The sequence below is a fragment of the Paenibacillus sp. HWE-109 genome, assembly GCF_022163125.1.
Taxonomy (GTDB): Bacteria; Bacillota; Bacilli; order Paenibacillales; family NBRC-103111; genus Paenibacillus_E.
The window spans coordinates 7,527,536-7,550,000 of record NZ_CP091881.1; the positions used below are offsets into that span (position 1 = coordinate 7,527,536).

The following is a 22,465-nucleotide window of genomic DNA, read 5'->3' on the forward strand; positions in this document are numbered from 1 at the left end:
TTTATAGCGCTTTTTCCTGCCAAGCGTGGTACTGCTCACGGAAGGCAGCAGGCCAAAGCTGTTCATCCAAACTATACTGCGCCAAGAATGCGAATGCCCAGCGTTCAATGCCGAAGCCTACACAGCCCGTAACGGCGTTGCGTTTGCCCATTTTGATATTAAAGGCATTCCCGAACGTATTGCTGTGAAAATTGACCGAAGAACAGGCAATCGATTTCTTCACGTGAGGAATCGTCAAGCGAAGCTCATATTTCATCTCTTGATTACGTTGGAAAGACGCTTTCACTTGAAAATCATTCGTGAAGAATGGATCATTGGCGATTTCCATCATGCTGTCAACGTTCCACTCCACGGCGAGTTCTTTCAAATATTCAATCGATTTCAGACGATTTTCTTTGACGAAGTCCGGCTTCCCGACGAAAATAATTTCGCGCATGGAGAAGTCGAGCAAACGGCCGAAATCGCTATGGTTTTTGGATTCGAAGCGATGACACTTGGCAATGGCGGTTACGACGATGCCGTCACCTTCCAAGGTTTCATTCTCTAAGCCTTCATAGCAGTGATAGCATGTGGAAGGGTTCATCATGAAATTCGGCTTCACCATGTTGTTATCAAGCGCCATCGGGGCCTCTTGGTTCCAACCGCCAGCTTCGCGGATCGATTGGGAGAACGACTCGATAACATCCAAATCTTCGCGCAAATGAGTTACGAAGTGGATATGCTCAGGGAAAGATGTGAAATGGTTGGTTTTATTCAACGTATGGCTGTGAATGACAGCGGGATAGGATTCCTCCTGCATGCCTTCGAAGCGTTTGGCGATCTTCGTCACGAAGGAATAGTCGAGAAACCGCATCAAGCTGGAGAATGGTTCACGGAAAATGAAAAGACCGGGTTCCAGGACTTTAATGGCTTTGCGCTCCACGAGTTCGGCAATAATGTCGCCTTCATAAGGCGTATCTACTTTATTTTCGAATAAAATATTTTCTTTAAAACCAAAGTCGCCGTGAGAGAAACGTTCAATCAGACGTTGAACTCGCTCGGTAATCCCCTCATCCCCGTTCGGAGAGTTGTGGTTAATTACAATATGACCATCAACCAGCGCGATATCTTGGATATGTTCATCGGCGAAGGCTGCCGCATATTTAACTTGTCCGTGCTGGCTTTCAGCAAGACCTTCTAGAGAAATTCTACATGTCATCATGAATGGGTTACCTCGCAGTCTTCTTGGAAATAAAATCGGCAATTTCGCTGACAGTGTTCATGGAGTACAGCATGAGATCCTGGTTCGTTACTTGGATGCTGTATGTTTTTTCGATATGAGCGATGAGGGCGGTAGCGCCGATAGAATCGATAAATCCATAGTCAAACAGATGGACATCCACATCAAAATCATCGTCGTCCTCGGCAATTTCGTAACGCTCGCGAATATGCTGTTCAAGCTGCGCTAATAAGTCTTCATTAGACATGTTGGAAAGCCTCCTGATTATTGGTTTTGGCTAGTGAAAGTTAGGGTCGCTAAATCCCCGTATCGGGTAATGGTATACGTCTGCGTCGGCGCATCATAGGCCACTTGGAGATCGGACGCATTGAAAGTTAATTCAGTAGGGCTGTACAGCTTCACCTGCTGGAGGCCTGCTGATTTCAGCTTAAGCTGATAAGTAGATCCTTGGTGTGTCAGGGCAAAGGGAACATTTGAACGTACGATATGGAATTGATCTTGCTGAGGTCCAATTCCGATGGAAGCCGATTTAGCTAAACCAAGGTACAATTTATGATCTATCGTTGTATACGTATCTGAACTGCTTTGCAGAGAGTACAACGCCAGTTTGTCACCTTTTTCGATAACGACACCCAATGTTGAGGTGTATTCATCAGCTAAGCTTGGGACTTGAGCTGAATTCGGCGTTAGGGTTGCATGAAAATGTGGACTTCCGCCCGCTAGACGATCTTTCAGTTTGTCCCATAAATAGGAGACCCAGGACTGGCTGATCTGAACATCGCTTTTCATTGCGGCTAGAAAGGATTTGGCCATCTGTGTTTCGGTCATAAAGTTATAATCATGCTTCGTTCGAAGCTTGTCAAAGTAGTCAGCGAACTCCGTCAAATCAGCAATTTTGGATGGTACGGGAAAATGGTACTCGATGTGCTCGAAATAATCAATCGGCATATCCAATTTGACCATGGAATCAAAGACGTCGGTCGTCGCGTAATCGCCAGTTCGCAGCACCGGTGTCGGTGTGTGAATCAGCATCGTTTGGTCTGTTGCGCCTTGTGAATCCTGCAAGAGAAAAGGAAGCGACCAGATGGCATCCGGACGGGCAATGACGGGCGACTCGGAAGGCAAGAATCCAAAGTTATACCACATGCCTTGCTGCTGTTCGCTAGTCAACGTTTGCTCATGGACCTCGTTATTCACGCGCCATGTATGCTGATTCGTACCTGGATGCAGCCATGGGATTCCCAATTTGTCAAAGGCTTGCTTATGCAAGGTGAGTTCGGTTTTCTCTTGTGCTGAGCTTTTGAAATTATGTACAAACACATGCGGATTAAGATCCAAATGATTGTCACGCGCATAGTCGATAAATGTTTTGAGCTCCGCAGGATAAGGAAACTGCGGGTCGTCGATCGAGACGGGGGACCCGAATTCGATGCCTCCGACGACCAGGTCGTCTTTGCCGTCGTGATTGAGATCCACCCACAGCGGGACGGAGTTGTGCCCGGCAACCAAGGCGTGATTGCCGACTTGGTTGAGGGTTGCGCCCTCGAGGGGACCTTGTGGCGTCCAAGTGCCGCCTGCGCCTTGGAGATACACCTGCAGGTCCCCGTCGCTGCTGCCGACCACGAGATCGAGTCGGCCGTCGTCGTTCATGTCACGCGCGGCTGGCGCGGCGTGTGTGGCTTGATGCGGCAGCGTGATGATCTCGCTGCCTGGCGTTAGATCAAGGGCCGCTGCGCTGCGGCCCTTGTAGAGCCTGACTCGCCCATCGGCTCCGCCGAGGACGAGGTCGAGCTTGCCGTCGCCGTCGATGTCGGCGACAAGCGGTGCTGCAGGCCCTGCGGGCAGCTGCAGCGGTTTCCCGCCCGCGAGCAGCGCCGCGGGCTTCGCGAACCTGCCGCCAGCAAGCTGCGGCAGGAGCCGTACCGCCCCGGACTCGTCGGATACGACGAGGTCCGCGCGGCCATCCCCGTTCACGTCAGACGCGTGAACGGTGCTGTAAGGGCCAAGCTGGAGCGGCTCGCCGCTCTCCAGCAAGATCTTCTCCGGCGCGCCGAACGTGTCCGGCAGCGCCAAGCCCTCAGGCGGCGGCTCGCTCGCGTAAGCCGCCGCCGCAGGGCCAAGATTCGTGTACTTATACACGAATCCATCCGCGCTGCCGGCCATGAGGTCCGTGCGGCCGTCGCCGTTGAGGTCCGCGGCGGCTGGATACGCGCGGTAAGGCAGTTCAATCGCGCTTGCAAGATCGCGATACTGGGGAAACAGCGCCTGCCGCAGCGGCTTGCCGGCAGACATCACGTGCAGTCCGCTCGCGTAGCCGGAGCCGGGCAGCTCCCCGACGAACTGCGGCTTTGCGTTCGTTCCTGTATTGAGCTGCACCGTCACGCTCTCGCGCCATTGCCCCCAATAGAAGGCATTGCGGACAAGCGTGAACGAGGGAATTTCGTTATACTTCTTGAGCAGTTCCGCCCAAGCGATGCCGTCTTTCTGTTGAATCGCCGGCATCGCCTCAAAGTGATTCTGAAATGCCATTGCAGGCCGTCCATAAGGGCCAAGCACTTTGCGAACACTGTAGCCCAGCGTTTCCTTCGCTGCATAAGAGAGCAGCTCACTGCGATACTGCATGTTGGCAGCGGCAAAATCGAAACTGAAATAGGGCTCAATGGGTAAAGCTCTTTTATTGAAATAAGTCGTGCCTGGCGTAGACTTGCCTTCCGTTTGATACTTAGCAGCCAACTTCGTGAAGCCGAGCTTAGGGTCCATGCCGCTTTTCATATCAAAGCCAGTTGGAAAGTAGCGATTTGGCAGAAAGTTGCTGCTGATCACTACGGCCCCTTTTCCGATCCGATTTTGCATGGCAAGAGAAATGGATTGACCAGCTGCATTCATGGCGACAATTGATTGTCCAGTAGAAGGCACAAAGCCGTATCCCATATGGAAACCGGGCATGTCATTCAGGGTATGATGCTTGAGATAACTTTGACTGAACAGTTGAAAAGTCTGTTGCAAGCCTTGCAGATTAACAGGTACCTGCGGGTATGTAAATAGAGGCGTTTCTGTATTTGCTAACGGCAGCTTCTGTAAGTCGACTAGACGTTCAGCCCCAAGGAAGTCTAGTGGAAAGCTGCTAGAGAAACCATTTTCAATTAGTAAATGTCCGCCCTGCTTTACATATCCTGTAAGTTTCACAACTTGTTCTGCCCACTGGGCGTCCTCAGCTAGAGAAGGGTCCAGATAAACCGCATCGTACTTGCGCAGCTGGCTGGTGGATAAGGTTGATAAGGGCTGTTTGCTAATGTCCACACCAGCTTGCAAGGTTTGTTGAAAATTTCCATACGCCGCTGTATCATAAACATCTCCGCTAGTGGCGTAGAGAAGCTTAGTTTCATCTATTTTTGGTAAAAATAGTAGGATACCCAGCATAATAAGAAGGCAAAGGCCTAGTCCGGTCATCATTTGATAAATACGAATTTTCGACAAAGCCAAAGGGATCCCTCGATTACTGTAATGGTCACTATCCTTGACATTATAGCATTCATAGGTAAGTTTGTTAACTTCTAAAGGGGCTTCATAATTACAGGAAACAGTTGGAAATGGCTAGTCTGTGTCGGATTCTGGGTAACTTTGTTATTGGCTTATGCCCTAGATTCCTACCTATCCTTTCTGTTACACTAAAGAGAAGACTTTGAGGCTTACCCGAGGGCTCTATTAATTGAAGTATTGAAAGGATTTGCTGCCATGCGTACGATACGCAGAGAAGATATAGAATTATTGGCCCCTGCGGGGGATTGGGATTGTTTGAGAGCGGCTGTAGCCAATGGGGCGGATGCCGTGTTTTTTGGTGTGGAGAAGTTCAACGCACGCGCTAGGGCGCATAACTTTACGATGGCCGAGCTGCCGGATATTATGTCGTTCCTTCATCTATATGGCGTGCAGGGCTTCCTGACGTTTAATATTCTTGTGTTCGAAGAAGAGTTGAACGAGGCTAAGCAGTTAATAGAAGCTTGTATAGATGCGGGTGTTGATGCCGTTATTGTGCAGGATCTGGGTCTGGTTAAAATGATTCGCGAGATCTCCCCTGATTTCCCGATTCACGGATCTACACAAATGACGATTACATCGCCTGAGGCGGTTGAGTTCACGAAGCCTTTCGACATTGAACGCGTTGTTCTAGGCCGTGAAAATAATTTGAAGCAAATCAAGCAGATCGGTGATCAAGCGAGGCTTCCAATGGAAGTATTCGTGCACGGGGCGTTATGTGTTTCGTACTCTGGGCAATGTTTAACTTCCGAGATGTGGGGCGGACGTTCCGCCAATCGGGGAGAATGCGCGCAAGCTTGCCGCTTGCCGTATGACTTAATGGTGGATGGCGTGCAGAAACCGATGGGCGATGTAACTTATTTGTTGTCGCCCAAAGATTTGGCGGCCATTGAAATTGTGCCGGAATTGATCGAAGCCGGTGTACGTTCATTCAAAATTGAAGGGCGTCTCAAAACCCCTGAATATGTCGCTAATGTTGTGAGCAAATATCGCCGTGCGATCGATCGCTATTTCGATGGCGAAGATGCGCGTCCGTCCAAAGATGAGGTTCGTGAACTGCAGCAAAGCTTCTCGCGCGGCTTTACAGTTGGCTTCCTGAATGGAACCAACAACAAGCAGTTGGTTGACGGCACATTCCCTAAGAGTCGTGGGGTTTTCGTTGGGCGCATCAAGCAAATTTTGCGCGATGGCGTGATTTGTGAACTGGAGGCGCCGATTAAACGCGGTGATGGTGTGGTCTTCGATGCGGGCGATCCAACGAAGAAGGAAGAAGGCGGGCGAATCTATGATTTGCGCCGCAAGGGAGAGAAGCTCGAAGGTGAAGCTGAGGGCGGACTTATCGAGATTATTATGGGACGCAACGATGTCGAGTTAAACCGTCTGCATGTCGGCGATCGCATCTGGAAGACGAATGATCCGCATTTGGATAAACGTCTGCGTCAGACCTTCGAGACCGATAAGCCTTACCGCACGTTCCCGGTCAGCGTCACAATTACCGGCGTAGAGGGCGAGCCGCTCAAAAGCTGGTGGACGGATATCCAAGGCGGTCATACCGTCTTCGTACAATCCGAACTGCCGCTGGTGCGCGCGGAGAAGCGGCCGATGGACGAACAGCTCTTCACCGAGCAGTTCGGTCGCCTTGGCGGCACGATTTATGAGCTCAGCCAGCTGGACGTCCAACTGGTGGGTGAGCTGATCGTGCCGATGCGTGAACTCAACAGCATGCGCCGCAGCGCTGTCGAATTAATGGAAGACGAGCGCCAGAAGCCTCGCTCATATATCAAACGCGAAGTCGGCGTCTATGATGACGTGCTTCCGTCTGTCACGGAGCGTCATGAAGCCGCCGTTAATGCGCCTGCACTGTCCCTGGCGGATCGCAGCGCCGTGGAGCTTACTGCACTTTGCCGCAACCTCGAGCAGGTGAAGGCTGTGTTAGAAACGACGGATGATGTGCAACTGATTTACGCTGATTTTGAATTTATTAAGCAGTTCCCTGCGGCCGTTGAAGCCGTTCATGCGGCTGGGCGCAAGATTGCGCTGGTGACGCCACGTATTCATATGCCAGGGGAAACGGGCTATTTTAACAATATACTCAAGCTCAAGCCTGATGCGGTATTGATCCGCAATACAGGGGCCGCTTACTTCTTCTTGAAACATCGTTTGGAGAATCCGGATGCCCCGCAACCGCAGCTTATCGGAGACTTCTCGCTGAATGTGGCGAACCACAAAGCAGCTGCGCTGTTCCTTGAAGCGGGTCTTGCCAAAGTGACGCCGTCGTACGATCTGAACATTCAACAAATGGTTGATCTGCTGCGCCGCGCCGAAGCCTCCAAGCTGGAGGTCGTCATTCATCAACATATGCCGATGTTCCATACGGAACATTGTGTATATTGCACATTCCTGAGCGAAGGGACTGACTTTACGAACTGTGGCCGTCCTTGTGAAGACCACAGCGTGTCCTTGCAGGATCGCGTGGGGATGTCTCATCCTGTTCGTGTCGATGAAGGCTGCCGCAATACGGTGTATAATGCCGTGGATCAATCGGGCGCCGAGTATTTGAGCCATTTCATGGACCTGGGCATTCGCTCTTTCCGAGTCGAGTTCCTGGAAGAGACACCGGACAAAGTCCGAGAAATTCTTGATTTGTACCGCCGGGCGATCAACGGACAAATAAGCGGAACGCAAGTGTGGCGTTCATTGAAAGCTACGAACCAACTTGGTGTTACGCGCGGCCAATTGGTGAAGTAAAGATTTATAGATGGATAAGAGACCCAGTGCCTTTTAGGTGCTGGGTTTGCTGTTTAAATTAGAGGTGTTACCCCAGTTGCACGCGCGGAGAAAAGGGAACGTCGATCCTCTATTCTGGCGAAAAGTGTCATTATCGTGAGGTTGAGGGAACTACAGGGCGTTATTTTGCTGTTTCTTGAGAAATTCAGTGTTTTTTTCGAAATTAGGACCCTGTAGTTCCGCTAAAACTCTCGCATCCCTGCTATTTGCCGAAATAGCTCCCTAGAGTTCCCTCCCTTAATAGGTTTTGTCGCTTTGAAGAGGCTCATCTCTCAGGGTGACGAAGCTGTGTTGCTCACTTTTGGGAAAAGTGAATAAGACTCGTTTATTCGCGAGGCAAGGTAGGAAACACAGAGGGAGCACGTTCTCTGGATTTATGACGAAATACAAGGAATTTCCTTTAGTTACTGTCACTTGTTTAACACCCTGAATATTATGTTACAGCTAATGCCTAAGCCTAATGGACATAAGAAGAAAGGATGGCGATGGATAACAATGAAAAGAACATATAAGTTCACTGAGATCGCTGGTAAAATCGGAAAACCGCGAGCAGCTGTGGTGGAATGGTCTAATTATTTTCGGGATTTTCTTCCGACTAAAGCTATTGGTGGATCCCTAAGGTACACAGAAGAAGCAATTGAAATCTTTGAGATTATTGCCAAGTTGAGTGAAGCCAATAAACCGCTTAGATTTATAAAAGAGCATTTACGGGAAATGTCCCAGAGAGTAGTTCATGCACTTCATGATGAAAAGCCTTTATCCCTTACACCGGCTATTGTTCCTGGTTCTATTTTATCTCCCTCCGCAGACCCTTCAATTTCGCCTTCAGTTCTGAGCAATCCCAACTTTCAATTAAGTAAGGAAACCAAGGAATTAAGTCACATGGTACAGCTCCTCACGCAAAAAATGAGAGCAAATAAATCCCCGGTGGATGGAAGGGAGCGAGTCGACGATCTGAATCAAAAAGTGGGTATATCGTCATTAACAAGTGGTGGGGTTTTGTCGCCTATGCTGGATCAATCAAACGCTCAGTTGAATCAATTAAGCATTGAAGTTGCGGCACTTAGCAACATGATCGAGACGCTAAAATCAAAGGTTATCGAAGTTTCGGGCTTGTCTGAAGAAGTAACGGAGCTGCGCAATCTGATCCAGATTCTCACGCATCATATAACTAATTTGTTCGAACAGGACAGAAGGAATGAAGTTGCTGCCACATTAGTATTCCTGCATAGGGAAATTGAGTTTGTAGCCGTGGAAGCAAAAGGTCTGAAGAATGTGATCGAAACGGTTCAGCAGAAGGTTGCTGAAGATTCGGAGCGAGATCTCCGAGGTGAAATACTTGCGTCCACCAAGGAGTTATTGAACGAACGCTATGAAAGCATATCGGTAGAAGTACAGAACTTGTACAAAGGAAATCAGTTCCATACGCAAAAGGTAATAGAACTGCAAAACGTGATCGAAACCGTTCAGCAGAAGGTTGCTGAGGTTGCGGAAGTTGCGGAGCGAGATCACCGGGGTGAAATACTTGCGTCCACTAAGGAGTTATTGAACCAACGCTATGAAAGCATTTCGGTAGAAGTGCAGAACTTGCATAAAGGAAATCAGTTCCATACGCAAAAGGTAATAGAACTGCAAAACGTGATCGAAACCGTTCAGCAGAAGGTTGCTGAGGTTGCGGAAGTTGCGGAGCGAGATCACCGGGGTGAAATACTTGCGTCCACTAAGGAGTTATTGAACCAACGCTATGAAAGCATTTCGGTAGAAGTGCAGAACTTGCATAAAGGAAATCAGTTCCAAACGCAAAAGGTAATAGAACTGCAAAATGTGATCGAAACCGTTCAGCAGAAGGTTGCTGAGGTTGCGGAAGCTGCGGAGCGAGATCACCGGGGTGAAATACTTGCGTCCACCAAGGAGTTATTGAACCAACGCTATGAAAGCATTTCGGTGGAAGTGCATAACTTGCGTAAAGGAAATCAGTTCCAAACGCAAAAGGTAATAGAACTGCAAAATGTGATCGAAACCGTTCAGCAGAAGGTTGCTGAGGTTGCGGAAGTTGCGGAGCAAAATACCCGAGGAGAAATGCTTGCGGCTTCAACGGAGCTAGTGAACCAACGGTATGATGAAATTTCTCAACAAGTAACATCACAACAAAGATTACTTGATAAGATTGCCAAAATATTAGGATTTTAACAATAAAAACTCCCTAGCAGCTAGGGGGTTTTTATTATGTAAACACATGCGATGACAGTTTGATTCCTTGGAATCGATGATTCAGCATGCTAATAACTCTCTTCCTCATCTTTCGTTCACATTTTAGACACAATTTTTTAATCTATTTTTCAGATTTGTTTAAGGTTGGTTTATTGTTCCACAAGTATAGTGATGATGGTTATATGGAACGAAAAGAATGAATGGGGGATCTTGGATGCTTGAGGTCAAACAAGTCAGCAAGCTGTACGAAAATGCTCGTGGCGTGCATAACATCGATTTCTCGATGCAGCGCGGCGAAATCGTTGGCTTCCTAGGGCCGAATGGTGCTGGCAAAACAACGACAATGCGCATGATTACCGGCTATTTGAATCCGACACATGGACAAATCTGGGTAGATGGCCACTCCATGGCTGACAACCCGAAGAAAGCGCGCCGCAAAATCGGCTACTTGCCGGAAACACCGCCCCTCTATCCGGAGATGACGGTGCAAGCCTACTTGCGCTTCATCGCGAATCTTCGCGATGTGCCTGCACGGGAGCAGAAGCTGCGCGTCGGCGAGGCGATCGACAAGCTTGGACTGCAAGGTCGCGAGAAGCAAATCATTCGCTCTCTCTCCAAGGGCTACAAGCAGCGCTTGGGACTTGCGCAAGCGATTTTGCACCAACCGGATCTGCTGATCCTGGACGAGCCTACCTCCGGCCTCGATCCGAAGCAGATCATCGAAATCCGCCAGCTGATTCATGAGCTGGGCGAGAACCACACAGTGCTGCTGAGCACGCACATTCTGCCTGAAATTAACGCGATCTGCAACCGCGTTCTAATCATTAACCAAGGGCGCGTCGTCCTCGACGAGCGCCCTGAGCATCTCGGCCGCACGATGGGCGAGACGTTCGAAGTATCGCTCGAGGTCAAGGGACCTCGCGAGCGGATCTTGACCGAGCTGCGCAGCCTAGAGGCAGTTGGCGAAGTTAAGGAGCTTGATGCGCCAGTGGTGAACGAACCTGTCGCAGACGAAGCTTCCGCATCCGCTGACGCCGCATCCGCGCCTGCAGCGTCCGTGAAGCTGCTCGTTACTTCTGCGGACCGCTCCGATATCCGGGAAGACTTGTTCTTCCGCCTGGCCGGCGCAGGCTACCCGATTCTCGAAATGAAGCGGGAAAGCCTAAGCCTGGAGGATATCTTCCTCAAGCTGACGACAGATGAACCGGCAGCAACGGACTCGGCAACGGACTCGGCAGCGGCACCGGATGCCGTCTCGAAAGAGGAGGTGGATACCGATGCGTAGAGTCTGGGCGATTTGCTCCAAAGAGCTGCAAATGTACTTCTTTTCGCCGGTAGCTTACGTGGCGTTTGCTTTTTATGTGCTGCTATCGAGCTTTTTCTTCTATATCAATTTCGTGAACGGCCAACCTCCGATTGTTGATGCGCGTTCCGTTGTAGGCAATACATCCTTCGTGTATCTGTTCATCATCCCGCTGTTAACGATGCGCCTCATCGCCGATGAGTTCCGTCAAGGGACTGATGAACTGCTTCTCACTTCGCCTGCCGGCATCGGCGAAATTGTGCTCGGGAAATATTTATCTGCGTTTATCGTGCAAGTTGGACTCGTGGGCATCAGTTTAATCTATCCGCTCATCATGTCCTCCTTTGGAACTTTGGATAAGCCTGTCATGTGGCTGTCTTATCTGAGCATGTTCTTATTGGGCTGTACGATGATGGCGATCGGTTTGTTCGCATCCAGCCTGTCCAACAACCAGATGGTTGCGGGGATCACCGGATTTGTGATTTTGCTCTTGTTATGGCTGCTGGATTGGGTAAGCAGTGGCATGACAGGCAAACTCAAGGATTATGTCGGTCAATTCTCATTGACGAGCCACCTGACGAATTTGCAAAAAGGCGTCCTGCATGGCGGAGACATCGTCTTTTACATCACATTAACAGCGGTATTCCTCGTTCTTAGCATACAAGTCCTTGAAAGAAAGCGTTGGAGGTGAGCGGAATGAACAAGTGGATACGGGGAACTAATGCGACTGTTTTATCAATCGCCGTTATCGGCATTTTCATCATTCTGACCATTTTCCTTCACTCGCTGAAAGGCTTTCAGGTCGATTTGACGAAAAATAAGAACTTTACGCTCTCAGAGCAAACGGTCACTTCACTCAAAAATCTAAATCAAGATATCCATATCATTGCTTTCACGAATAGCGGCGATGGCAATGAATTTATTACACGGCAAGTGACCGATATGATCACGGAGTATAAGAAGCAAAGCAGTAAAATTACGTATGATGAATACGATATGCTCAAACAGCCGTCTATGGCTAAGCAGTATGGTGTTGATCAAGGCGGTACGCTTGTTTTTGAAATAGGCGATAAGAAGCAGAACATTAATTTCTATGAGCTGTTTGTGGGCCAGCAGGATGGTTCCTACACCTTCTCTGGAGAAGAGAAATTTACTCAGGCGATTACAAGCCTAACTTCCACAGAGAAACACACCGTTTATTTACTTTCGGGCCATCAAGAATATCCGCTAACGGCCATGACGATTTTGAAAAGCAGTCTGGAAGCCGCCAATTATGTGGTGAAGGATCTTAATCTTTATGTCGCGGGTAAAATACCGGATGATGCGCAGATGCTGATGCTGCTTGGGCCGCAAAATGATCTGAACGATAAGGAAGCCGAGCTGATTCAGGCTTACCTGAAGGATAAAGGCAAAATCTATTTGGCACTCGGCTTTAATAAAGACATGGCGACTAAGTGGAAAAATATTGATGCGATCATGAAAACGTATGGAATTGTCGATCAGCATGCGATTGCCATTGAAACGAAACAAACGTCACTTTATGATCCGTTAACGATTATTCCAGATTACGGTTCGCACGAGATTACGAATAAACTGTCCAGCAACAATCTGGTCACGATGCTCTCGCTGGCTGCGAGCTTAAACGCAGATGAAAGTGCGCCAGATTACACGCAATCCTTGCTTCTGAAAACGACAGATAAAGCTTATGGTGAAACAGACATCAACCTGCTCGCGCAGTCCAAAACCAAACAGGATGCCACCGATGTGAAAGGTCCGCTCAACCTGGGGTATGCGATTGCCAATAAGGATAATAAACCTAAAGCTATTATTCTAGGCGGTTCGACATTCGTGCTGGATCAAGATATTCAGAATCAAGGCAACAAAGATTTTGCTATGAACAGTATCGGTTGGCTGCAGGAACAAAAGGATCAAATTACGATCCGCCCTCGCCAAGGGGATGCGTTCCAGCAAGCGATGATTACGCCTAGCCAGGCGAATACCATTTTCCTACTGACTATCGTGTTCTTGCCTCTCTTGTTCTTGGTGATTGGCGGCTTGATCTGGTGGAGGAGGAGAAGAGGATGAAACGGTTTATTCCTACCATTCTGTTAGTCGTTGTGTGCATCGGAGGGTTCTGGTACGCCTCCAGCCAAAACTTCTTTCAAGAGAAAAAAGAAGAACCGAAATCACTTGTCGTCCTGAAGCAAGAAGATGTACAATCGCTCACTGTCCAAGCAGCAGATGAATCGGTTGAGTTGGCACGAAACGACAAGGGCTGGGACATGAAGAAGCCTGCCACAGTGCCAATCAATGCGAATCAAGTGGATTCGTGGCTGGACGCGCTAGGGTTAGTTACCTCGACCAAACTAGTGGAAGCTCAGGCAAGCGATGCAGCCACATATGGTTTGGATAAACCTGTAGCTACCTATGAGGTTATGATGAAGGATGGCTCCAAAAAGGGCTTGAAGGTTGGAACGGCTCTTCCTATTCAAGGATTCTCTTATGTACAGGTTGAAGGTTCACCCGCTGTCTACCAGGTGAGTGATCAGTCGCTCTCCGGTCTTAGCAAAGCTCCGCTTGATTTTGCCGACACCAGCCCGTTCAAATTCGAGAACGACAAGGTGCAATCCGCCAAAGTAACGTGGAAAGGGCAATCCTGGACACTTGCCAAAACGGATAAAGACAAAGTTGCCGCTGAAGCGAACTGGAAGCTTGGAGATAAAGAGCTGAAAGGCTCGGATGCCAATCCGTTATTGGATGAGCTTATTTTCCTTCATAGTGCGGCACTCCCACAGCCTGCGGCTCAGAAGACGGTTGCAGGCGGAGAGCTTAAAGTGGAACTTACCCTGAACGTGGATGGCAAAGACACTACCGACGTGTATGAAGGGAAGCTGGACCAAGACCAAGTCTGGTTAGCTAAGCAAGGCGGTCAATGGGCGTATCCGCTCACAATGGCTGATATACAGAAGTTGGCGGATGCCTACGCAGGGAAGCCGGCTCAGCCCGCCTCATAATTCCAAATGAAACTGCTCCTAACAGCGACTTTGCTGCTTGGGGCAGTTTTTTAGCTTTTTTTTCCAATGGCACATAAAACGGTATTTTCTGGGAAACCTACAATCAAGGAACGGAAAGGAGGTAACAATTCATGTACAACAACCAAGGCCAAGGGAACCACAGCATTAGCGGTAAAGAGCTCTCGTACCTAGCGGATACGTTGAAAAATGAGGAATTGTTAGCAAAGCTTTGCGTACAAGGTGCAGCTAACAGCCAGAGTTCATCATTGAAACAAACGTTGACACATCTTTCGCAAGAGCGGCTGCAAAACATCAGCATCCTAATCAATACCATGCAGCAACAATCCGGCATTACCCATTAATTCGTACATAAGAGGAGGTGCAAGAAGCATGTATCAACAAAATCAAAGCCCTTATCAACAGCAGCAGCATTCACAACAACCATCACACCAATCACAGCAGCAAGTGCACTTGCAAGAGCAGGATTTCGCGAACTTCGTGCTTTCTGAACTTAAGCGCAGTGCACGTGAATACACGACGGCTGCTCTGGAAGCCGCTAACCCGCAAATCAGACAGACTTTTCAGACGCTATTGCTAAAAACATTGCAGGATCAAGCCGCTGTTTTCCAAGAGTTGCAAAAGCTGGGGGCGTATGAAATTCAGCCTGCACAGCAGCAGCAGATTCAACAAGAGCTGCAAAAGCAAAGTCAAACTGCCGCGCAGCTGCAAACGTTTGTTCAGCAGAACTTGAACGCAGGCGCGTCAGCTGGCTATCAACAGCAAGATCAATCCTTGATCTCGCAGCAGGTACAACACCAACAACAGCTGCACAACCAGCAACAGAACCAGCAGCAAAGTCAGCAGCAGAACCAGATTGCGGCTTTGCATCAAGCGCCAATTCAACCTATGATCAGTGCGTCTCAGTATCCGAATGCCGTGTATAACAACAATCAACCGCAAAACTTTGCTGCTCACCAACCGTCAAGCTTCAGCAGCCAACAAGGGCAAAGCTTTCAAGATCACAGCTACGGACAATCACAATCCGGCTATGGTCAAACGCAAGGCTACTCCGCCTCAGCTGCCTATGGCTCCTCCGAGAGCACGCCAATAACCAGCAAAGCAGCGAATGCCAGCATCACTTCCCGCAGCCAAACGAGTGCGCTATCCCCAACTTCGAGCACTGCGAGCGAGAGCTCCTATGTTAGCAAGCAACATGAAGGAAGCAAATACAGCTTCTAAGCGACTAGATCGCATTATTGTGCCAAGACGTCTGCAGCTTTCCAAGCTGTGGGCGTTTTTTTTATATTTTGTCCCACTTTTCTCATAATCATGGTATGTAAACGGCTTGTCACACATATATAAGGAACATGGGATGTCCAAACTTATGGGAAAAGGGTGTATCGCAGATGATGAAAAAAACGTGGGTATACAGCGCAGCAGCTTTAGTAGTGCTTGGCGCGTTAACAACAGCTTGTGGTTCCAAAGAAGAAGTGATCAGTACGAATGCAGGAGCCAAAGCCCCAACAACCGTGACACAAGGAAAGACAGAAAGCAGCGTCAAAACGGTCGCCTCTACTGCGAAACCTGCGATTGATGCCCAAGTATCCAAAATTGACGGAAGAAACGTAACAATCACGTACCAAACGACGAATTTCCAAATCACAGCCGATCATATGGATCAAAAAGCGGTGCAAGGCGAAGGACATCTGCATCTTTATGTCGATGGCAAACAAAAAGCTATGATTGGCAAAGCGGGTCCATTAACGCTCAATAATTTGGCAACCGGTAAACATGAGATTAAACTGGAGCTTCAACAAAACGATCACACCGATATTAATGTACAAAAAATCCTCAATATCGAAGTTAAATAAATCCAGAACATTTGTGCGTATTTAGCTGGAAATCAGGCTTGAACGTACAAGAGGCAACACTAGGTACATATTCCTCGAAAAGACGGGCGATTAGCCCGTCTTTTGTCATTTGACACGCCTGAACGCGTAGCATAGACTGTTGATAGTATGGCATTATTGCCCCTAATCGGAGGGAAACAATTGATCGTCGATATACGTAAGTGGAAGCATGTATTTAAGCTTGATCCAGATCGGCCTATTTCGGACGAAGCGCTTGATCGTCTGTGCCTGTCGGGGACGGATGCCATCATGGTAGGCGGGTCTACAGGGGTAACGTTCGATAATACGGTAGATTTGTTATCAAGAATTCGGCAATATGAGGTTCCTTGTGTGCTCGAAATTTCGGATCAAGAGGCGATTGTTCCTGGATTTGATCTCTTTTTAATCCCCGTTGTGCTGAACAGCGATGATGCCAGGTGGATTGTCGGGCAGCATCATGAGGCATTGAAAGAATATGGAGCTATGCTGAATTGGGATGAAATTATAGCTGAAGGCTATATCATCTTGAATCGGGAAGCTACAGCAGCCAAGCTGACTTCAGCCCGTACCAACTTGGACATCAAGGACGTGACGGCTTACGCCCGCATGGCGGACAAGCTTTTTCATATGTCCATTGTTTATTTGGAGTACAGCGGTGTGTTTGGTGATATGGAAGTAGTGCGGCGGACACGCCAGGTGCTGGAGAATGCTCGACTGCTATACGGCGGAGGCATTGATAGTTTGGAGAAAGCGCAGCAGGCTGCGGATGTCGCAGATACCATTGTCGTAGGCAATATTATTTATAGTGATTTGGAGCAGGCGCTACAGACCGTGAACGTGAATTTGGATAGAACAGGAAGGTAACTTATGAACGAGACAGTTAATATCTTAGATGCGATTAAAAGGTTGAATCCCGAGCAGCGCAAAGCAGTCGAAGCGGTGGACGGGCCTCTGCTGATTATGGCGGGAGCGGGAAGCGGAAAGACGCGTGTGCTGACGCACCGGATTGCTTACCTCATCGGAACGCGCAGGGCGGCGCCATGGAGCATTCTGGCCTTGACCTTTACGAATAAAGCGGCGCGCGAGATGCAGGATCGTGTAGGCAAATTAGTTGGCGGCAGCGGCAGTGATATTTGGGTTTCTACCTTTCACTCCATGTGTGTACGTATGCTGCGCAGAGATATTTCTCGGATCGGATTTACTTCGAATTTCACGATTCTCGATTCTGGCGACCAACTCTCCGTCATTAAAACCTGTTGTAAAGAACTTAACATCGATACGAAGAAATTCGAGCCTAAGACCTTTCAAGCAGCTATCTCAACAGCCAAGAACGAACTCATCTCTCCTAAACAATTTGAAGATAAAATCGGCGACTACTTTGACGGCTTAACCTCGAAAATTTATACGCTTTATCAGAAAAAGCTCAGAAGCAACAACTCCCTGGATTTCGATGATCTCATCATGGCGACTATTCATTTATTCAATGAAGTTCCCGAGGTACTGGACTACTATCAAAATAAATTTCAATATATCCACGTCGATGAGTATCAAGATACGAACAGGGCTCAATATATGCTATGTCAGATGATTGCGGCGAAGCATAAGCGTATTTGTGTTGTGGGGGACAGTGATCAGTCCATTTACCGTTGGCGTGGAGCGGATATATCGAACATTCTTAATTTTGAAAAAGATTATCCGAATGCGACCTCCATTCTATTGGAGCAAAATTACCGCTCGACTTCGAATATTTTGCAAGCTGCCAATAAAGTCATCGCCAACAATACAGGCCGTAAACCCAAGAATCTGTGGACCGATAAAGAGGGCGGCGTCCCCATCAAGCTCTACCAAGCGGACTCCGAGCATGAAGAAGGTTATTTTGTTACGGGTACAATCAATAAAAATAAGGCTAACGGTAAAAAGTTTGGCGACCACGCCATTCTGTATCGGACGAATGCGCAGTCACGGGTAATCGAGGAAATTCTGATTAAATCAGACATCCAATACACCATCGTAGGCGGCGTAAAGTTCTATGATCGCAAAGAGATCAAGGATATTTTGGCGTATCTGCGTCTAATTTCCAATCCCGACGATGATATTAGCTTGAACAGGATTGTTAACGTGCCTAAGCGGGGTATTGGCGGTACGACTTTAGATAAAGTGGCTGAGATGGCGGGGCGCAGAGGTATTTCGCTGTATGCCATGCTGGAGGAAGTCGATTCCCTAGAGATCAATGCGAAGGCGAAGCATGCTTTGGCTGATTTCCGGGAAATGATTGATAACCTCAACCGGATGGTTGAATACGTGTCTGTGACGGAGTTGACGGAGAAAATTTTGGAGATGTCGGAGTATCGCCTGGAGATGCAGCGTGAGAACACGATCGAATCCAAGGCTCGTCTCGAAAATATTGAGGAGTTCCTGTCCGTGACCATGGACTTCGAGAAACGCAATGAGGACAAGTCCCTTATTTCCTTTTTGACCGATTTGGCGCTGATTGCGGATATCGATACGCTGGATAAGGACAAACCTGCGGAAGAACAGGACGCTGTTGTGCTGATGACTATGCATAGCGCCAAAGGTCTTGAGTTCCCGGTTGTCTTCATCATCGGGATGGAAGAGGGCGTCTTCCCTCATAGCCGTGCTTTTGCCGATAACGAAGAGCTCGAAGAGGAGCGCCGTTTGGCCTATGTTGGCATCACGCGTGCCGAGCAAGAACTTTTCCTCACGTGCGCCCGCATGCGCACGCTCTTTGGCCGCACCGCAGCGAACGCGCCATCGAGATTCCTCCAGGAGATTCCTAAGGAACTCATGGAGAATGTCTCGGGCGGCAGCGCCATCGGCGGTGGCTTCTCACGGTCTGCTCGCGGCGGCTCCAGCACCAGCTCGTGGGGCAGCAGCGCTTCGACGACGAGCCGCGGGACGACCGGCTCGTCAGCTTGGGGCACGCCGTCCTCCTTCGGACGGCCTAGCACGGGCGCGGCAGCGCCAAGTCCGGCAGCAGCTGTCAAGCCGCCTGCTTTCCGGGCTCCGCAGCCGGCCGCAGGCGGGGCGGTGCCGGACTACAAAGCCAGCGACAAAGTGGCGCATGGCAAGTGGGGCATCGGCACCGTTGTATCCGTCAAAGGCTCGGGTGACGACACCGAGCTGCAAATTGCCTTCCCTGCGCCTGTTGGTTTGAAGCGCCTGTTGGCTAAATTCGCGCCGATCACCAAACAATAGTAACGAGATCGGCCCGTATGAATCGCAATCCCTTATTTCTCATTAGAGAGGAAGAGCCCGTAATGACAGATGCCATCGCGGCAATGACAACCCTCATCCAAGAAATCAACAAGCATAATCACAACTATTACACGCTGGATCAGCCTACGATTACAGACGCAGAGTGGGATGCTTTATATGATAAGCTAGCTGCGCTGGAGAAGGAGACGGGGACCATTCTGCCTTCGTCCCCAACCCTTCGTGTGGGTGGCGACATTCTCAAAGGCTTCGAACCTCACCGTCATTTATCCAGGCTATGGAGCCTGGACAAAGCCCAAAATGCCACAGACCTGCAAACCTGGCACACCCGTGTGCTCAAGCTGATCGCCGATTACAACGCCAAGAATCCGGAGCAGCCTTTACCAGACCCTACTTATGTAGTGGAATTAAAGTTTGATGGGCTTACGCTAAACCTTACCTACGAACAAGGGAAACTTGTTCAAGCGTCTACACGAGGCAACGGAACTGTGGGAGAAGGCATTCTGGCGCAAGTCAAAACGATCAAATCCATTCCGCTGGAAATTCCCTATGATCAGGGAACCATTGAGGTGCAGGGGGAGGGGATGATGTTCCTCTCGGTGCTGGAAGCTTACAATCAGACAGGCGCTGATCCACTCAAAAACGCCCGCAATGCAGCAGCTGGGGCGCTGCGTAACTTGAATCCCAAAGTTACCGCCGAGCGGAAGCTGAATGCTTTTATTTACAACGTAGGCTATTCTGATGGGATTCAATTCGAAAACCATTTCGATATGGTTCAGTTTCTGCGCGACAATCACTTCAAAGTGAGCAACCGTACACGGTACTTCAGTACAATAGAAGAAGTAAGCGCCGAACTCGAGCAGATTGCCGAAGAACGGCTCAGCTTCGATTTCCTTATAGATGGAAGTATCGTGAAGTTGACCGATATGCGCACGAGAGAAGTGCTCGGCTATACCGAGAAATTCCCGCGTTGGGCGATTGCGTACAAGTTCGAAGCCGAGGAAGCGACAACCATTCTCCAAAGCGTTTCATGGGAAGTCGGTCGTACCGGCAAAATCACGCCGCTTGCCCGCGTTGAAGCTGTAGATCTCGCAGGGGTCACCGTACAGAATTGTACGCTAAACAATGTTGGCGATATCGAACGCAAAAATCTCAAGCACGCCTTGGGCAGCCTCGTCTACATCCGTCGCTCCAATGACGTCATTCCAGAGATTCTCGGTAAAGTGACCGAGGAGAATGACGGTGAAGAGATTGTCGCTCCGACGCATTGTCCTTCCTGCGGTAGTGAGCTTGAGATGCGGGGTGCTCATCTCTTCTGTTTGAATCGTCTCGGCTGCAGTCCGCAGCTCGTGGGCCGAATGTCGCATTTCGCTTCGCGCGATGCGATGGATATTGAATTTTTCAGCGAGATGACCGCTTCACAATTGCATCAAGAACTTGGTGTCAATGATCCTGCGGATCTTTACACGCTGCAATTCGACGATCTCGTGAAACTCGATCGCTTTGGAGAGAAGAAGGCGCGTAACCTCCTGGACGCGCTGGAGAAGAGCAAGTCTCGCGATCTCGCCTCTTTTCTCTATGCTCTCGGAATACCCAACTCGGGCAAGACAACAACCAAGGTGTTAGCTGATTATTATCGCAGCTTAACGAAGATTATGGCCGCTGCACCGGAGGAACTCATCGGCCTCCCTGATGTCGGCGGGATTGTTGCCGAAAGTATTCATTCGTTCTTCCGTGATCCTGTGATGGTGTCCAGTATTGAACGTATGCTGGCCGCTGGCGTCAATCCGATTGCCGAGGAGCCTGCTGTTGTTCTGGCGAGTCCCGACAATCCGTTTTTCGGCAAAACCGTCGTACTTACGGGTACGCTTTCCACGATGGGACGCGATGAATGCGCGAAGAAGCTGGAAGCTCTTGGCGCTAAGATTACGGGCAGCGTTTCTAAGAAAACGGATATCGTCATCGCCGGTGAAAGTGCCGGCAGCAAGCTGACCAAAGCGCAAGATCTGGGCATTCGGATTATTGAGGATGAGCAGGAACTTTTGCGGCTGCTTGGTGAAGGTTAGGCTGAATTACCATAGAAGTGAGGAGACAACGCCATGCCCAGAATTCTGCATATTGTGAACGGAGACGCATTCGGCAATAAATTGCGAGCATCGGGGATCGATGGAGATATTCTAGTATGGCGTGAGTCTTTATATGAGGGGCCTGTTGGCATGCGAATGTCCGATAGCGCCCTTTTACCTCTTAGAGCAGCTTATATGAATCAGCGCCATGGCATTCCCGAAGCATTATTCAGCGCTACGACCAAACAGCAAGAGGAAGCTTTGGACACCCTCTCAGCAGAGACAGATGAGGTTGTTTTATGGTTTGAGCATGATCTATATGATCAATTGATGCTCTGTTATTTGCTTTCTCGTCTGCACGATAGGGCTAATCGTCCTTTTCAATTGTCTTTATTAAGCCTAGGGGAGTTCCCTGGTATCGATATATTTAATGGGTTGGGACAGCTATCAACGGATCAGATCGCAAGCTTGCACCATACATGGGTGCCTGTTGAAGTCGGTCAACTACGCCTTGCTCATCGGGTTTGGACTGCCATATCCGCTGCTGAGCCTGACGTATTGGCTTCTTTAATAGAAGAAGATCTTTCCCTATTGCCTTTTCTTAAAAAGGCCCTGCAGGCCAATTACGACCGTTACCCGTCGATGCATAATGGATTGAACGCCATACAGCAGCTCATCTTGTCACGTCTCAAAGAGTCAGGTATGCCTATCTTGCATTTGTTCCAACAGATAAGTGATGAATTCAGCGGCTATGGACTTGGTGATTTGCAGTTTTGGAGTATCCTTGAGGATCTTAGGCTATGCACCGAGCCGCTTCTCCAAATAAGTGAAGGCAGAAGGCTTCCGCAATATGGTGAAGTTCTACCGCTTGACTTTGAAAATTGGCGAGTAAACATAACTGATTTGGGTATACTTGTTCATAATGGAGCGAGAGATCATCTTTCAATTAACGGTGTTGATGATTGGATTGGTGGCGTTCGTTTGCTTGGAAAAGACCAGGTGTGGCGCCGAAACACTGTAACCATGGGGCTTTTCAAGATGTAAGATAATGGATGAAGAAAGATGCTTGCATTTCGTTTTGAAACCTGATAATATATGTTCTTGTCACCGCAAGAGCGATGCATTAACGCTTTAAACGGTAACGCATTAAAGCTCCTTGAAAACTGAACAAATGAATGAAGCAAATCAGCAAATTCAGTCACGCA

The 22,465-nt window shown here is 48.9% G+C and carries 16 protein-coding genes; 13 read left to right on the top strand and 3 right to left on the bottom strand.

Translation table 11 applies throughout. The features are described 5' to 3' along the window. Position 1 precedes the first annotated feature (1 nt). The 3 genes from LOZ80_RS32310 to LOZ80_RS32320 are packed head-to-tail and all read right to left on the bottom strand — an operon-like array spanning position 2 to position 4,702. Entirely contained in the window at positions 2-1,201 is a 1,200-nt protein-coding gene (locus LOZ80_RS32310; protein WP_238168407.1) for a hypothetical protein, read from the bottom strand. A gap of 7 nt (positions 1,202-1,208) precedes the next feature. Then, complete coding sequence (locus tag LOZ80_RS32315) at positions 1,209-1,466, bottom strand: acyl carrier protein (RefSeq protein WP_090826896.1); 258 nt, start codon at positions 1,464-1,466, stop codon at positions 1,209-1,211. Between the two features lie 17 nt (positions 1,467-1,483). Beyond that, a complete protein-coding gene (locus LOZ80_RS32320; RefSeq protein WP_238168408.1) occupies positions 1,484-4,702 on the bottom strand; it encodes an FG-GAP repeat domain-containing protein in 3,219 nt (1,072 codons plus the stop codon). 252 nt (positions 4,703-4,954) lie between these two features. On the opposite strand from LOZ80_RS32320, the gene LOZ80_RS32325 reads away from it, so the two are divergent. The 13 genes from LOZ80_RS32325 (at position 4,955) to LOZ80_RS32385 (ending at position 22,304) form a co-directional block, all read left to right on the top strand. Next, positions 4,955-7,504, top strand: a complete 2,550-nt coding sequence (locus LOZ80_RS32325; protein WP_238168409.1) for a U32 family peptidase — start codon at positions 4,955-4,957, stop codon at positions 7,502-7,504. A gap of 534 nt (positions 7,505-8,038) precedes the next feature. Continuing rightward, a complete protein-coding gene (locus LOZ80_RS32330) occupies positions 8,039-9,733 on the top strand; it encodes a coiled-coil domain-containing protein (protein WP_238168410.1) in 1,695 nt (564 codons plus the stop codon). A 235-nt stretch (positions 9,734-9,968) separates the two neighbouring features. Next, positions 9,969-11,039: an ABC transporter ATP-binding protein gene (locus LOZ80_RS32335; RefSeq protein WP_238173179.1), complete on the top strand. Its 1,071-nt coding sequence runs from the start codon at positions 9,969-9,971 to the stop codon at positions 11,037-11,039. Then, on the top strand, positions 11,032-11,748 hold the full coding sequence (locus LOZ80_RS32340) for an ABC transporter permease subunit (RefSeq protein ID WP_238168411.1): 717 nt from the start codon (positions 11,032-11,034) through the stop codon (positions 11,746-11,748). The genes LOZ80_RS32335 and LOZ80_RS32340 overlap by 8 nt, the downstream gene beginning before the upstream one ends. A gap of 5 nt (positions 11,749-11,753) precedes the next feature. Next, a complete protein-coding gene (locus tag LOZ80_RS32345; RefSeq protein WP_238168412.1) occupies positions 11,754-13,142 on the top strand; it encodes a GldG family protein in 1,389 nt (462 codons plus the stop codon). Beyond that, positions 13,139-14,071, top strand: a complete 933-nt coding sequence (locus tag LOZ80_RS32350; RefSeq protein WP_238168413.1) for a DUF4340 domain-containing protein — start codon at positions 13,139-13,141, stop codon at positions 14,069-14,071. The genes LOZ80_RS32345 and LOZ80_RS32350 overlap by 4 nt, the downstream gene beginning before the upstream one ends. Before the next feature lie 131 nt (positions 14,072-14,202). Beyond that, the gene (locus LOZ80_RS32355; protein WP_189016409.1) at positions 14,203-14,433 is read left to right on the top strand and encodes a hypothetical protein; all 231 of its coding nucleotides are present in this window, start codon (positions 14,203-14,205) and stop codon (positions 14,431-14,433) included. Positions 14,434-14,461: 28 nt separating this feature from the next. After that, positions 14,462-15,310, top strand: coding sequence for a spore coat protein (locus LOZ80_RS32360; RefSeq protein ID WP_238168414.1), 849 nt, complete (start codon positions 14,462-14,464; stop codon positions 15,308-15,310). 167 nt (positions 15,311-15,477) lie between these two features. Continuing rightward, complete coding sequence (locus LOZ80_RS32365; protein ID WP_238168415.1) at positions 15,478-15,942, top strand: DUF6130 family protein; 465 nt, start codon at positions 15,478-15,480, stop codon at positions 15,940-15,942. Positions 15,943-16,122: 180 nt separating this feature from the next. Beyond that, positions 16,123-16,824, top strand: a complete 702-nt coding sequence (locus tag LOZ80_RS32370) for a heptaprenylglyceryl phosphate synthase (RefSeq protein ID WP_238168416.1) — start codon at positions 16,123-16,125, stop codon at positions 16,822-16,824. A gap of 3 nt (positions 16,825-16,827) precedes the next feature. After that, positions 16,828-19,176, top strand: a complete 2,349-nt coding sequence (pcrA, locus tag LOZ80_RS32375; RefSeq protein ID WP_238168417.1) for a DNA helicase PcrA — start codon at positions 16,828-16,830, stop codon at positions 19,174-19,176. A 62-nt stretch (positions 19,177-19,238) separates the two neighbouring features. Further along, the gene (gene ligA / locus LOZ80_RS32380) at positions 19,239-21,260 is read left to right on the top strand and encodes an NAD-dependent DNA ligase LigA (protein WP_238168418.1); all 2,022 of its coding nucleotides are present in this window, start codon (positions 19,239-19,241) and stop codon (positions 21,258-21,260) included. A gap of 33 nt (positions 21,261-21,293) precedes the next feature. After that, positions 21,294-22,304 carry a DUF1835 domain-containing protein gene (locus LOZ80_RS32385; protein ID WP_238168419.1) on the top strand — a complete coding sequence of 337 codons (1,011 nt, stop codon included), beginning with the start codon at positions 21,294-21,296 and terminating at the stop codon, positions 22,302-22,304. The last annotated feature ends 161 nt before the right edge of the window (positions 22,305-22,465 follow it).